The 13,657-nt window shown below is 73.9% G+C and carries 11 protein-coding genes and 1 pseudogene; 1 reads left to right on the top strand and 11 read right to left on the bottom strand.

What is annotated here, in order from left to right; genetic code table 11:
* Positions 1–32 precede the first annotated feature (32 nt).
* The 7 genes and pseudogenes from BJF77_RS16880 to BJF77_RS16850 all read right to left on the bottom strand — a co-directional run bounded on the left by BJF77_RS16880 (position 33) and on the right by BJF77_RS16850 (position 9,955).
* A complete protein-coding gene (locus tag BJF77_RS16880) occupies positions 33–611 on the bottom strand; it encodes an HIT domain-containing protein (RefSeq protein WP_047802684.1) in 579 nt (192 codons plus the stop codon).
* Complete coding sequence (thrS, locus tag BJF77_RS16875) at positions 608–2,725, bottom strand: threonine--tRNA ligase (protein WP_047802685.1); 2,118 nt, start codon at positions 2,723–2,725, stop codon at positions 608–610. The genes BJF77_RS16880 and thrS overlap by 4 nt, the downstream gene beginning before the upstream one ends.
* A gap of 293 nt (positions 2,726–3,018) precedes the next feature.
* A complete protein-coding gene (locus tag BJF77_RS16870) occupies positions 3,019–4,002 on the bottom strand; it encodes a DUF2382 domain-containing protein (RefSeq protein WP_075872886.1) in 984 nt (327 codons plus the stop codon).
* Positions 4,003–4,088: 86 nt separating this feature from the next.
* Positions 4,089–7,581, bottom strand: a pseudogene (locus BJF77_RS16865) (DNA polymerase III subunit alpha).
* Positions 7,582–7,635: 54 nt separating this feature from the next.
* Complete coding sequence (locus BJF77_RS16860; protein WP_047802387.1) at positions 7,636–8,604, bottom strand: TIGR03885 family FMN-dependent LLM class oxidoreductase; 969 nt, start codon at positions 8,602–8,604, stop codon at positions 7,636–7,638.
* 79 nt (positions 8,605–8,683) lie between these two features.
* Positions 8,684–9,352 (bottom strand): fumarylacetoacetate hydrolase family protein, encoded by a 669-nt coding sequence (locus tag BJF77_RS16855; protein ID WP_255396334.1) that lies wholly within the window; start codon positions 9,350–9,352, stop codon positions 8,684–8,686.
* 279 nt (positions 9,353–9,631) lie between these two features.
* Positions 9,632–9,955, bottom strand: a complete 324-nt coding sequence (locus BJF77_RS16850; protein ID WP_047802385.1) for a DUF6504 family protein — start codon at positions 9,953–9,955, stop codon at positions 9,632–9,634.
* A 351-nt stretch (positions 9,956–10,306) separates the two neighbouring features.
* Between BJF77_RS16850 and BJF77_RS16845 the strand changes: the two genes are divergently transcribed.
* Positions 10,307–10,822: a GNAT family N-acetyltransferase gene (locus BJF77_RS16845; protein WP_075872884.1), complete on the top strand. Its 516-nt coding sequence runs from the start codon at positions 10,307–10,309 to the stop codon at positions 10,820–10,822.
* An 18-nt stretch (positions 10,823–10,840) separates the two neighbouring features.
* Here the strand turns inward: BJF77_RS16845 and BJF77_RS16840 are convergent, their stop codons facing one another.
* From BJF77_RS16840 to BJF77_RS16825, 4 genes are read right to left on the bottom strand one after another with little or no spacing between them, the layout of a single operon-like run.
* A complete protein-coding gene (locus BJF77_RS16840; protein WP_338130227.1) occupies positions 10,841–11,233 on the bottom strand; it encodes a pyridoxamine 5'-phosphate oxidase family protein in 393 nt (130 codons plus the stop codon).
* Positions 11,234–11,256: 23 nt separating this feature from the next.
* Positions 11,257–12,093 (bottom strand): SOS response-associated peptidase, encoded by an 837-nt coding sequence (locus BJF77_RS16835; RefSeq protein WP_075872883.1) that lies wholly within the window; start codon positions 12,091–12,093, stop codon positions 11,257–11,259.
* A 38-nt stretch (positions 12,094–12,131) separates the two neighbouring features.
* Positions 12,132–12,848 carry a lipoate--protein ligase family protein gene (locus BJF77_RS16830; protein ID WP_047802382.1) on the bottom strand — a complete coding sequence of 239 codons (717 nt, stop codon included), beginning with the start codon at positions 12,846–12,848 and terminating at the stop codon, positions 12,132–12,134.
* Positions 12,849–12,872: 24 nt separating this feature from the next.
* Complete coding sequence (locus BJF77_RS16825) at positions 12,873–13,442, bottom strand: nucleosidase (protein WP_075872882.1); 570 nt, start codon at positions 13,440–13,442, stop codon at positions 12,873–12,875.
* Positions 13,443–13,657: the final 215 nt, after the last annotated feature.

Here is a 13,657-nt window from a genome sequence, read left to right as displayed (position 1 = left end):
GGCACCCGGGCGGGGCCGTGGCCGCTCCGGGGTCAGGCCTCCGGCCAGGCGTCGGCGATGTCCTGACGGGTGTCCCCGAGGGTCTGCATGATCGCCTTGGTCCCCGCGAGCACGGGCATGAAGTTCGCGTCCCCGTTCCAGCGCGGCACCACGTGCTGGTGCAGGTGCCCGGAGAGCGACCCGCCCGCCGCGGCCCCCAGGTTGATCCCCACGTTGAAGGCGTGCGGGGAGGCCACCCGCCGGATCGTCGACACGGCGGTGCGGGTCAGGTCCGTGAGCTCGCGAAGCTCCTCCTCCCCCAGCTCCGTCAGGTCGGCCACGTGCCGGTACGGGCAGACCATGAGGTGCCCGGGGTTGTACGGGAAGAGGTTGAGGATCACGAAGCAGTGCTCGCCGCGGTGGACGATGAGGGACTCCTCGTCCGCGCGCTGCGGGCCGTGGCAGAACGGGCACCCGGGGTCCTCCCGCACGGACGGGTCCTCGCCGCGCACGTAGGCGAGCCGGTGCGGGGTCCACAGCCGCTGGAAGCTGTCGGGCACCCCCGGGATCTCGAACTCGTCCTGGCGGATCCAGTGGTGCGGAGGCCCGCCCTCGGGCGCCCGGCCGGTCACTGCCCGACCCCGGCCGTCTCCGCGGCGGCCTGGGGGTCCTCGGGCAGGGCGGCCGTCGGCTCCTCGTTCACCCGGCGCTGGACGTGCGCCACGATCCGTTCGACGGCCTCGCCGACCGGGACGCCGTTGTCCTGGGAGCCGTCGCGGAACCGGAAGGACACGGCGTTCGCCTCGGCGTCCTCCCCGCCGGCGATGAGCACGAACGGCACCTTCTCCTTGGAGGCGGTGCGGATCTTCTTGGGGAACCGGTCCGAGCCGGCGTCGAGCTCCACGCGCACCCCGCGGGCCCGGAGGGTGTCCACCACGCCCTGCAGGTAGTCGTTGAACGCCTCGGCCACCGGGATCGCCACCACCTGGACGGGGGCCAGCCACGCCGGGAACGCCCCGGCGTAGTGCTCCACGAGCACGCCCATGAAGCGCTCCACGGAGCCGAACAGCGCGCGGTGGATCATCACCGGGCGCTGCCGTGTGCCGTCCGCGGCCTGGTACTCGAGGTCGAAGCGCTCCGGGAGGTTGAAGTCCAGCTGGATGGTGGACATCTGCCAGGTCCGCCCGATCGCGTCCTTGGCCTGGACCGAGATCTTCGGGCCGTAGAAGGCCGCGCCCCCCGGGTCCGGCACCAGGGTCAGCCCGGACTCCGCCGCGACCTCGGCCAGGGTCGCCGTGGCCTCCTCCCACAGCTCGTCCGAGCCCACGAACTTCTCCGGGTCCTTGGTGGAGAGCTCCAGGTAGAAGTCGTCGAGCCCGTAGTCCTTGAGCAGGTCGAGGACGAACGTGAGGGTGGTGGTCAGCTCCGCCTTCATCTGCTCACGGGTGCAGTAGATGTGGGCGTCGTCCTGGGTCATGCCCCGCACCCGGGTCAGGCCGTGCACCACGCCGGACTTCTCGTAGCGGTAGACCTGCCCGAACTCGAACAGCCGCAGGGGCAGCTCCCGGTAGGACCGGCCGCGCGAGCGGAAGATGAGGTTGTGCATGGGGCAGTTCATGGGCTTGAGGTAGTAGTCCTGCCCCTGCTTGGTCAGCTGGCCGGTCTCGGCGTCGCGCTCCTCGTCCACGTGCATGGCCGGGAACATCCCCTCCCGGTACCAGTCCAGGTGCCCCGAGACCTCGTAGAGGTGGCCCTTGGTGATGTGCGGGGTGTAGACGAACTCGTAGCCGGCCTCGGTGTGGCGGCTGCGGGAGTAGTCCTCCATGGTCTTGCGGATGATCCCGCCCTTCGGATGGAACACCGGCAGGCCGGAGCCCAGCTCGTCCGGGAAGGAGAACAGGTCCATCTCTACGCCGAGCCGGCGGTGGTCGCGCCGCTCTGCCTCGGCGAGGCGGTCCTTGTAGGCCTTCAGGTCCTCCTTGGACGGCCACGCCGTGCCGTAGATGCGCTGCAGCTGCTTGTTCTTCTCGGAGCCGCGCCAGTAGGCGGCGGCCGAGCGCACGAGGGCGTAGCCGTTGCCGATCAGCTTGGTGTCCGGCAGGTGCGGGCCGCGGCACAGGTCCTTCCAGACCGTCTCCCCGGTCTTGCGGTCCACGTTGTCGTAGATCGTCAGCTCGCCGGCGCCGACCTCCACGGACGCGCCCTCGGCGGCGGCGTCCACGTCCCCGCCCGAGCCGGGGCCCTGGGACAGGCCGATCAGTTCGAGCTTGTACGGCTCGTCCGCCATCTCGGCCCGGGCCTCCTGCTCGCTCACGGCGCGGCGGCGGAAGGACTGCGTGGAGTTGACGATCCGCTGCATCCGCTTCTCGATGGCCTTGAGGTCCTCGGGGGTGAACGCCTGCTCGACGTCGAAGTCGAAGTAGAAGCCGTCGGTGATGTACGGGCCGATGCCGAGCTTCGCGTCCTCGTGCAGCTGCTGCACGGCCTGGGCCATCACGTGGGCCGTGGAGTGGCGCAGCACCTCGAGTCCCTCCGGCTCCGAGATCAGCACCCGCTCCACCGCGTCGCCGTCGGCGAGCTCGGTGGCGAGGTCCCGCAGCACACCGTTGACGCGGGCGACCACCACGGAGCGCTCCTCGCGGTACAGCTCCGCGGCGGAGGTGCCGGTCCCCACCGTGCGCTGCTCGCCGTCGACGGTGATCGTGAGGGGTGCGGACTCGGGCTGGTGCTCCGGCGCGGTGGTCATGGGGAGGGGTCTCCTTCGGTCGGCAACGGCACGCACCCGTACGGGGGGCACGCGGCAGCGGCACCGGCGGGCGGCGCGCACTGCATCGATGGTACCCGTCCGGTGCGGTGCCGACCGGTGCGCACCGGTGCTGACCAGTGGGGGTGCGGCCGGGCCCGGCCTGCTGGGCGGCCGCGCCCGGCGCTCCGGCCCGGCGGAGCCCGGCCCGTGCCGGCCCCGGCACCAACCGGGCCCGGCACGACGACGGGCCCCCGTCACCTCGCGGTGACGGGGGCCCGGGACGCTCGGTGCGATCAGATGCGGTCGCGGCGATCGCGGTCGGTGAGGCCGGTGCCGCGCTCGGCGTCGGTCTCGACCTCGACCTGCTCCTTGCGGACGTCGGCGTCGACGCGCTCGGTGTCGCGGACGGTCTCCTTCTCGATCCCGACCTTCTCGACGCCCACGGTCTCCTTGGCGACGACGGGGCGCTCCTCGTGGAGGGTCACCTCGACGTCCTCCTCGCCGATGGTGCCGGTGGTGGCCTCGGTGCCGCTGAGCGGAGTGCGCTCGACCCGGACCTCCTCGCGCTCGACGGGGACGTCGACGGTCTCGTGCTCGGTCACCACGTACTTGCGCAGGCGGGCGCGGCCGGTCTCCTGCTGCTCCTTGCCGACGTGCAGCTGCTCCTCGTGGCGGACCACACCGGTGTCGTCACGGTCGGTCAGGTCACGATCACGGTCGGTCAGGTCACGATCACGGTCCGTGAGGTCACGGTCGGTGACGCTGCGGTCCACGTCGGCGATCCCGGCGGTGCTGTTGCGGTCGGTGGCGTCGCGGTCGACCTCGGCGTAGCCGGCGGTGCCCCCGCCGGGCACGGCGTTGCGGTCGGTGTCGAGCGTGTCGCCGGCGTCACGGCCGGTGGTGCCGGTGCCGGTGTAGTCGGTCGTGGCGTAGTCCGTCCGGGTGTCGCGGTCGCCGCCGGTGCCGGAGTAGTTCATCTTGTAGTAGCGGTAGATCTCCTCCTCCTCGGCCGGGGAGAGGTGCTGGTCCGCGTCCACGTTCGGGGCGTCCTTGACCACACCCTTGGCGTAGGGGAGCACGAGGCGGTCGCCGTCCTGCCGGGCGCCCTCGACCGGGACGAAGCTCTCCTTGGTGCCGAACAGACCGGTGTTGACGGTCACGAAGGTGACCTCCTCGGTGTTGTCGTCCAGAAAGACCTGCTCGACCTTGCCGATCTTGTCGCCGTCCGAGTCGTAGGCGGTGGCCGAGAGCAGTGCGTTGACGTCGTACGTAGCCATGAGAACTCCTTCTCTTCATCAGCTGGAGAACGGGCGCCCGGAAGGGGCCCGCCGCGGACGAACCCCGCCGGGGGGCGGGGTGCAGCTCATCCGCTGTTATTAGTAACCATACTGGCTATCAGCCCGCTGGCCAATGGATTCTCCGAGAGTGAAACTGCTGGATCCGCGCCGGTCTCCGGCGCATGATGCCCCGGCCCCGGTCCGCCCACCGGTCCGCTCACCGGGCGGGGGCGCGGACCGATGGGCGACCGGGCGCGGACGGCCGCCGGGGTCGCCGGGTCGGCGAGGTCCCAGGCCTGCTCCGCGCTGAGACTGATCCCGCGGGGGCCGGTGCGCCGGATGCGCCCGCGCACCAGCAGCAGCCGCGTGCCGAACAGGTGCTGCCCCGAGCGCTCCTGGGCGTCGGGGAAGAAGGCGCAGTCCACCGCGCCCGTGCCGTCGTCGAGACTGACGAAGACCACCCGCCGGCCGCTGCGCATGGGCGGGGTCATGGTCGAGACCCGCACCCCCGCCACGAGCACCTCGGAGCGGTTGCGTAGCTCCAGCAGCCGCTCTGCGGGCACGACCCCCAGCTCCCGCAGCAGGGGCGCCCAGCTGTCCAGGAGGTGCGCCGAGACGTCGACGGCGAGCAGGTCCAGCTCGGTGCGCACCTTCTCCTCGACGGTGGGCTCGGGCCGCTCCGCGGGCAGGCCCCGCAGCTCCAGGTCCCCCAGGTCCAGGGCCAGCTGCCCCTGGACCTCCCGGCTCCCCGGGGTCGCCGGGGCGGGCGGCGCTGTCCGCCCGGACGCGCAGGGCGTGCACCAGGTCGGCGCGGGAGGCGGTCCCCCCGGAGCGGCGCAGCAGGCCGTCGAAGGCGCCGACGGCGGCGAGGCGCTCGAGGGTGCGCCGAGCGGGGCGGGCCCGCTGCCGCAGGTCCGCGAGGGAGGCGTAGGGCTGCCCGGCCACGATCCGGCGCACCTCGGCCTGCGAGACCCCGTGGATGCCCGTCAGGGCCAGGCGCACCCCCAGGCGCCCGGGGTCCTCCGTCAGCCGCTCCACCCGGTAGTGCTCGTCGGAGCGGTTGACGTCCACCGGCAGGACCGGGATGCCCATCCGCCGCGCCTCCCCCACGAGCAGGCGCTTGGGGTACATCCCGGGGTCGTGCTCCCAGAGCCCGGCCAGGAAGGCCTCCGGGTGGTGGGCCTTCAGCCACGCGGACTGGTAGGTGGGCACCGCGAAGGCCGCCCCGTGGGCCTTGCAGAAGCCGAACGAGCCGAAGGCCGCCAGAATCCCCCACACCCGGTCCACGACGTCCAGCGGGTACTTCCGCTCCCGGGCCCGCTCCCGGAAGTACGTCTCCACCTCGAGCTGCCGGTCGGAGCCGAGCCGGCGGCGCAGCTCGTCGGCCCGGGCGAGACCGCAGCCGGTGAAGGCGTGGAGGATGCGCAGGACCTGCTCGTGGAAGACGGTCACCCCGTGGGTCTCCGCGAGGATCGGGTCGAGGCGCGGATGGACGGAGGCGGGCCGGGACCAGCCGTGGCGGTGCTCCAGATAGGGCCGGACCATGTCCGAGTGCATGGGGCCGGGACGGAAGAGGGAGATGTCCACGATGAGGTCGCCGAAGCTCGTCGGCGCCATCTTGCCGATGAGCTCGCGCTGGCCCGGGGACTCGATCTGGAAGCAGCCCAGGGTGTGGGTCGAGCGGATGAGCTCGAACGTGGCCTCGTCGTCGACGGGGACGGACTCCAGGTCCAGGCGGGGCCGTCCCGGGTGGATGCGGGCCACCTCCTCGACGGCGTGGGCGAGGGCGGACTGCATCCGCACGCCGAGGACGTCGAGCTTGAGCATGCCCATGGGGTCCATGTCGTGCTTGTCGAACTGGCTCATCGGCATCCCGGCCCCGCCGGTCTGCACCGGGGTGCGGTCCAGGAGGGAGCGGTCCCCCAGGATCACCCCGCACGGGTGCATGGAGATGTGCCGGGGCAGGCGGTCCAGGCGCTCGGTGAGGTCAACGAGCAGGTCCAGCTGCTTCTCCCGGGACACCTGCTCGGCGAACTCCCGCAGCTCCGGCTGGCGGGCGAGGGTCTCGCGCAGGGTCGAGGCCGGCAGGTGCCACAGCTGCTTGGCCACCGTGTCCACGGTCTCGGGGTCCAGCCCGAGCGCCAGCCCCGCGTCCCGGACGGCGCCGCGGGCCCGGTAGGCGTTCTGCATGCTCATGAGGCTCACCCGCTCCGCGCCGAAGCGGTCGAAGATCTCCCGGTAGACGCGGTGGCGCTGGGCGGACTCGACGTCGATGTCGATGTCCGGCAGGGTCGAGCGGTGGGGCGAGAGGAAGCGCTCGAAGAGCAGGTCGTGCTCCAGGGGGTCCACCTGGGAGACGTCGAGCAGGTAGTTGACGAGCGAGGAGACCCCGGAGCCGCGGGCGGCGTGCCGGACGCCCATCGCCCCGATCATCGCCGAGACCTCGGCCACGGTGAGGAAGTAGGAGGCGAAGCCCAGCTCCCCGATCACCCCCAGCTCCCGGTCCAGCCGGGACCGCACCGCCGGGCTCGCCCGGCGGCCCGGGTAGCGCCGCGCCAGACCGTCCTCGCAGCGGGCCCGCAGCTCCGCGGGCGCCGGGCGCCGCAGGCCCAGCACGGAGGCCTCGGGCACCACCGGGCGGCCCCACCCGCAGTCGGCCACCGGGTCCAGGCGGCTGCGGTCGGCGATCCGCTGGGTGCCCGCCAGCAGGGCCGTGGCGCCCGCGGTCCCGAGGTCGGCGGCCCGGGCGATCTCCGCGGCCAGCGAGCGCATCTGCCGGGTGGACTTGAGCCAGCCCTGGCCGTTGGGCTGCAGCGGCTCCGCCGGGGGCGCCCTCCGGTCGGCGGCCCCGCTGCCGGTCGGACCGGCCCGGCCGAGGGCCTCGAGCGGGGTGAGGGCGCGGGCGGCGTCGAGGACGTCGGCGGTCGCCGCCTCGGCGGGGGTGGCGTAGCGCACCGCGTTGGTCAGCACGGGGGTCAGCCCCGCCTCGGCGGCGGCGCGCAGCAGCCGGGCCGCGTGGGAGGTGCTGCACGCGGTGCCGGGGGCGGCCAGGTGGGTGACCACCTCCACGGCGAGCGCCTCCGCCGGCAGCCGGGCCCGCCAGCGGGCCAGGGCGGCGCGGCCGGCGCGGTAGCGGCGGGCGGCGAGCGCCTGACCGACGTCGGAGGCCGGCCCGAGCAGCACGGTCAGCAGGGGCCGGTGCGCCGGGGCGGACGGCGTGGGCGGCGATCTGGTCCGGGTCCACCCGGCCGGGACGCCGCCGGCGTGGGCGGCGGAGACGAGCCGGCACAGGGCGGCGTAGCCGGCGCCGGCGGTCCCGCCGGCGGCGAGGACCAGCACGCGGCCGAGGACGCGCTCGCGTCCGGGGCCGTACAGGGCGAGGTCGGCGCCCAGGACGGGGTCGATGCCGTGCTCCCGGCACGCGTCCAGGTGCTTGACCGCGCCGTAGAGGCCGTCCCGGTCGGTGCAGGCGAGCACCTCCGCGCCGTCCGCGGCGGCCGCGGCGACGAGGGCGGAGGGCCGGCTCACCCCGTAGTGGGCGCTGAAGGCGGTGGCGACGTGCAGGTGCGGAAAGCTCACACCGGTATTCGAATATGTGTTCGAACTTAAGTCAATTGCAAACGCCGGGGCGGGTCACGCCGCGGCGAACTGGGGCAGCACGGCGTCCCCGAAGGCGTCGAGGAAGGCCGCCTGCTCCTGCCCCACGTGGTGCAGGTGGATCTCGTCGAAGCCGAGCTCGGCGTACTCGTGCAGCCACTGCGCGTGCCGGCCGAGGTCGGCGGAGACGTTGACCGCCCCGGCGATCTGCTCGTCCCCGACGTCCTGCTGGACCGCCTTGCGCTGGTAGTCCTGCGGGGAGGCGAGCTCGGCCATGGTGACGGGGTCGAAGACGTTGGTGCGCCACTGCTCGAAGGCGATGGCCCGGGCCTGCTCCGGGGAGGGCGCCCAGCTCAGGTGCACCTGCAGCGCGGCCCGCCCGGTGCCGCCGGCCTCGCGCCAGGTCCCGAGCATCCGCCGCAGGTCCTCGAGGGGCTGGTTGACGGTGATGAACCCGTCGGCCACGGGGGCGAAGCGGCGGACGGTGGCCGGGGTGAGGGCGGCCACCAGCAGCGGCGGCGCGACCTCCGGGGGGTCCCAGACCCGGGCGCGGTCGGCGTGCAGCGGTGCGCGGCGGCTGACCTCCTCCCCGGCGTGCAGACGGCGGACGACGTCGAAGCTCGCCTCGAGGAACTGCTGGCGCTGCTCCTTTCCTGGCCACTCGGGGCTGACCGGGCGCTCGTTGAGCCGCTGCCCGCTGCCCAGGGCGGCCCAGAGCCGGCCGGGGAACATGCGGGCGAGCGTGGCCGTGGCCTGGGCGGTGACCACGGGGTGGTAGCGCCGGCCCGGGGCGTGCACGAACCCGAACGGCAGGGCCGTGGTGGCCAGCGCCGCACCCAGCCAGGACAGGGCGAAGCCGGAGTGTCCCTGGCGCGGGGACCACGGCTCCAGGTGGTCGGAGCACATGGCGGCGCCGAAGCCGGCCTGCTCGGCGTGCCGGACGTCGCGCAGCAGCTGCTCGGGCGGGATCTGCTCGTGGGAGGCGTGGAAGCCGATGGTCGCCATGGGGCCCTCCGGTCGGGGTCGGGTCGGGATGGGTGCCGTCGGCCGGCCCGGTCGGCCGGGCCGGGTCGGGAGGCCCGGGTCAGGAGGTCCGGACCAGGAGCTCCTCGGCGGGGGTGCAGACGTTGCGCAGCTGCCCGATGCCCTCGATCTCGGTGACGACCTCCTGGCCGTCGCGCAGCCAGATCCGGCGGGGCTTCTTGGCCAGGCCCACTCCGGCGGGGGTGCCGCAGGCCACGAGGTCCCCGGGCTCGAGGGTCAGGAACCGGCTGAGGTACTCGACCAGCGCCACGGCGGAGAAGATCATCCGGTCGGTGCGGGAGTCCTGGTGGAGCACGCCGTCGACGCTGCAGCGCACGGCCAGCCCCTCCTCGGGGTCGACCTCGTCCGGGGTCACGACCACGGGCCCCACCGGGGTGGTGCGGTCGAAGTTCTTGCCCTGGAACCACTCGGAGGTCCGGCCCTGCCAGTCCCGCACGGAGATGTCGTTCATGATCGTGTACCCGGCGATGGCGGCGCGGGCCTGCTCCGGCGTGGCGTGGCGCAGGGGCGAGCCGATCACCGCGGTCAGCTCGGCCTCCCAGTCGATCTTCTCGGACTCCTCCGGCATGGCGATGGGGTCGGTGGGGCCGATGAGCGCGGTGGCGTACTTCGCGAAGATCGTGGGGTGCTCCGGGATCTCCTGGCCCACCTCCTCCGCGTGGTCGTAGTAGTTGAGCCCCGCGCACAGGATCTTGCCGGGGCGCAGCACGGGCGTCGCCAGCTCCTCCGGGGCGGGCGCGGGACCCGGCTCCCCGGCCGGCCGCAGGTCGCCCCCGGCGAGGAGGGCCCCGACGTCGGGACGGGCAGGTAGACGGTCTCCCCCGCCTCCTGGCGGAAGGCCTGGGTGGTGCCGTTCCGTCGCACGGTGCCGAGTCTCACGGGTGCCGCCTTTCTGTGCCGCGGATGCTGCGCCTCCGGGCTCCCCCGCGCGCGGCGGGCGGGCCCTGCCCTCCGATCCTATGCGCCCGGGGCGCGGTGGCCGGCGCCCCTAGGCACAGCGCACCACCTGGGCCCCCGAGGCGCTGGTGGCCGCCAGCAGCCGCCAGCGACCGGTGTCGAGGGTGTGGACGAGCTCGAGGGTCAGCAGCTCCGAGCGGACGGTGAGCTGGACCTGGACCCGCCACATCTGCTGGTCCACCGCCCCGATCCCGCGGTCCTTGGGCAGCCGGGCGTCCTCGGCCCACCACGCCCGGCGCTCGTACCAGCGCACGGGGTCCTGCGCCACCCGGTAGCCCCGTCCGCGCCAGCGCACGGTCACCGGCACGCCGCCGGCGTCGCAGTCCACCTCGACGCCCTCCGTCAGAAAGCCCACGACGGCCCCTCCCCTCCTCGGTCCCGGCGCCCGCCGCGCGGCGCGCCCTGTCCCCTGGAAGCTAGAACACCTGTACGACAGGCTAACCCTCGGCATGGTCCCGGCGGAACACGTGTTCCCCATCGGCGGCCGCGTCCGCACGGGCTGGCCGCCGCCCTGCTCCGCGCCCGGGGAGCGCCGGGGCAGCACCGAGGGAGCACCGGGGGAGCCACCGGGGAAGCATGGACAAGACCAGCGAAATGGATACGCTGAAAGCACGGAGGGCTTGCCCCGCGAGACCCCCCGGGTCGTCCCCTGTCCCCTCGCCCGACCCACGCCGGATCACCCGGCGCCGACATCACGGAGGCCTCCATGACCGGAACCATCACGCTGATCGCCCACACGGCGGAGAACACCAGGACTCCTGCCGTGTCCCTGCGTCCGGCCACCCCGGAGGACGCCGAGAGCCTCGCCCAGCTCTACTACTCCTCCTACGAGCAGGGCGGCGTCTCCAGCCTCGAGGAGGCGCGCACGGTGATCCGGGGCGTCTTCGACGGCGAGTACGGGCCCTTCCTGCCCGAGGCCTCGCCGGTGGTGGTGGACGACGACGGGACCGTCGTGGCCGCGGCCCTGGTCCTGGCCCGGCGCGTCGGCGACGACCTGCCCGACACCCCCTACATCTTCGAGCTGTTCACGGCGGCCTCCCGCCGCCGGCAGGGCCTGGCCGAGCAGCTGGTGCGCTGCGCCATGAGCACCCTCTACGACAACGGCTACGACCAGGTGAGCCTGCGCATCGCGGAGGACAACGCGGCGGCGCTCGCGCTGTACCTGACGCTCGACTTCAACCGCTGGGTCCCCGAGACGGACTACGAGACGGACTACGTCTGAGCCGTGGCGGGGCCGGGCTCACAGGGTGAGGTCCTCCCGGACCGGGGGGTCGGCCGCGACGTCCACGAAACGGGCCCAGTGCAGGCGCACGGCCACGAGCCGGGTGCTGTCCTTGCCCGTGGCTCCCGGGTGACGGGACTCCAGCAGCTCGCCGGCGTCCTGCGCCGCGGGGCCCTCGAGCACCGCGGCGCGCCCCTCGAGCTGGAACTCCTGGCCGTCCCCCGAGACCACCACGAGGGAGACCCGGGGGTCGGCCCGCAGGTTCGCGTACTTGCGGCTGCGCTCGTTCGTGCCGAAGACCAGCCGCCCGTCCTCGTGGGCCGTGAGGTTGATCCACGCGGACTCGGGGCAGCCGGTGCCGCTGTTGGTCGCCACGACCCCGCCGCCGTGGGTCCGCACGAAGTCGCGGATCCGGCGGAGGGCCTCCCCGGCGCTCAGAACAGGCTCCGCTGCGGGAGGACGAGCTCCGGGGAGTTGTTGCGCACGTTGCCGACGGCCGGGTCCACCGGGTCCAGCACCCACCGGGCGGCCGTCCGGTGCGCCTCGGCCCGGACCAGGTCCACCAGCTGCGGGGCGTCGTCCTCCCCCGGGCGCAGCCAGTCGTCGACGTGCTCGGGGGCCAGCGGGATCGGCATCCGGTCGTGCAGCTCGTGCAGCTCGCCCAGCACGGGGTGCTCGGCGGAGGGCTCCGGGGAGTCGGTGGTGAGGATCGAGCAGGACAGCAGCCACGTGCTGCCCCCGCCGTCCCGGCCGGGCTGCAGGGCCGCCGAGTGCAGCTCCGCGCCCTCGGGCACCCGCCACCACTCGTAGACCCCGGCGAACCAGATGGTCTCCTCCGGGTCGGCCGGGTGGACGTAGTAGGGTTGCTTGCGCCCGCCCTTGCCGGGGCCCGGCTCGCGCTTCCACTCGTAGTAGCCGTTGGCGGGGACCGCGCACCGGCGGGCGCGGACCGCCTTGCGGAAGGACGGCTTCTCCAGGACGGTCTCCGACCGGGCGTTGAACATCTTCGACCCGACCGCGGGGTCCTTGGTCCAGCCCGGGACCAGTCCCCAGCGGGCCACGTGCAGCTCGCGCACCAGCTCCCCGCCGTCGTCCCGGCCGTCCCCGCCCGCCAGGCGCTCCAGGACGATCGGCACGTCGGTGGTCGGGGCGGTGTTCCAGTTGGCCCGCAGTTGCTCGGAGTCGGCCTCGCCGAGGCTCTCGTCCGGGACGGCCCCGGTCTCGGCCACGAGGTCGCCCACGGCCCGGGCGATGACGTAGCGTCCGCACATCTGCTGCCTCCTCGGTCTGCCCGGCCCGCGGCCGGGGCTCAGTCGGTGAGCGGCCCGTACCCCAGGTACTCGGAGTACATGCCGTACACCTTGCGGATCCCGCGCTCGACGTCGGCCACGGTGGTGCCCGGGCGCAGGTCGTCCACGGCCCCCGCGGTCGCGGGGTCCCACTCCAGGTCCAGGGCGGCGTAGACGTCGGTGAGCACCGAGCGGATGGGCTCGGACTGCTCGACCACCAGCACGGTGCTGAAGTACCAGGCGCCCGCGACCACCCGCTGGGCGGTGCCGGCCAGCTTCACCTTCCGGCCCGGGGCCGACGACGACGCCGGGTGCGTCCCGTGCACACTGTGCTCCCCGGCGCAGTACTCGCCGGGGATCTCCCCGACGTCGGCCTCGACCTCGAGCTCCTCCAGGGCCGCCACGAGCATGTCCCCGAACAGGCGGTAGCGGTCCTGGATGCCCGTGGTCGGGTCCTCGGCCGCCTCCAGGTGGTCCACGATCAGGCACCCGCCGTGGTAGGCCGCCGCGCGCCCGCCCACCCGCCGGACCAGGGGCTCGAAGCCGCTCTCCCGGGCGGCCCGGGCGGCGTCGGCGAAGCCCGGGCGCAGCTCGTCCCGGCGGCCGAAGGCGACCGTGGGCGCCGGTTCGTAGAGGCGCAGCACGGGACCGCTGCGGCGGACGTCGGCGAGGAGGGTCATGGCGCTCTCGTAGTCCTGCTGGGCGCCCAGGGACTCGCGCTGGCGGAGTAGTTTCATGCTGGGCCCCAGTCTAGTCGCGGGTCAGCGCGCGGCGATGCCGCTGGCGCGGAACCACTGCCCCAGGGCCACCGCACTGACCTCGACCTTCTCGGCCCACGCGAGCGCGGCCTCGTCGGCGGCGTCGGAGACGTGCTTGACCATCCGCAGCCGCACGCCCAGGTGTCGGCAGGCCACCGCGATCGCCCAGCCCTCCATGTCCACGAGGTCGGCCCGGGCGGCCAGGGCGTCCCGGGCGGACCCGCCGGCCACGAACGAGTCCCCGGTGGCGAGGACCGGGCCTTCGCCGCCGAGCTCGATGACGTTGTCCACGGGGATCCCGGCCGCGCGCAGCAGCTGCTCGTCCACGTCCCGGTTGATGATCCGGGAGGGCTCGTGCACCCCGTGCAGCCCGTCCCGCAGCGCTCCGGCGCTGCCGATGTTGAGCACCGTCAGCTCCGCCCGACGCGCGGGGTCCGGGCAGCGGGTGAGCACCGCCTCGGTGGTGTGCACCGCCGCCGCCGACATCCCGACGCCGGTCAGGACCAGGTCGATGTCGTCCGGGAAGTACTTGGTCTCCAGCGGGTGGGCGGCGAGCACGAGCAGTTTCTGCACCCGCCCACTCTAGCCGCCCCCCACGCGCCCTCGCCCGCCCTCACCCGCCTGGCATCCCCCCACGTACCCACGTACCCACGTGCTCACGTGCCCCCGGCGCGCCCGCCGCCGGTACCGGGTCCCCCTCCCCACCGGTCCGCACCGCCGAGTCCCCCATGTCCTCGCAAGTCCCCCCGTCCGATCGGGGGGACTTGCGAGCTCATGGGGGACTCGGC

It is taken from the genome of Kocuria sp. CNJ-770 (assembly GCF_001942375.1).
Classification (GTDB): domain Bacteria; phylum Actinomycetota; class Actinomycetes; order Actinomycetales; family Micrococcaceae; genus Kocuria; species Kocuria oceani.
Note: the sequence above shows the minus strand (reverse complement) of the source record. Positions and strands in the feature narration are given on the sequence as shown.

Coding starts and splice junctions, on each gene's coding strand:
- BJF77_RS16830 (WP_047802382.1), bottom strand. CDS start 12,848: ATGAAACTACTCCGCCAGCGCGAGTCCCTGGGCGCCCAGCAGGACTAC.
- BJF77_RS16860 (WP_047802387.1), bottom strand. CDS start 8,604: ATGGCGACCATCGGCTTCCACGCCTCCCACGAGCAGATCCCGCCCGAG.
- thrS (WP_047802685.1), bottom strand. CDS start 2,725: ATGACCACCGCGCCGGAGCACCAGCCCGAGTCCGCACCCCTCACGATC.
- BJF77_RS16845 (WP_075872884.1), top strand. CDS start 10,307: ATGACCGGAACCATCACGCTGATCGCCCACACGGCGGAGAACACCAGG.
- BJF77_RS16835 (WP_075872883.1), bottom strand. CDS start 12,093: ATGTGCGGACGCTACGTCATCGCCCGGGCCGTGGGCGACCTCGTGGCC.
- BJF77_RS16870 (WP_075872886.1), bottom strand. CDS start 4,002: ATGGCTACGTACGACGTCAACGCACTGCTCTCGGCCACCGCCTACGAC.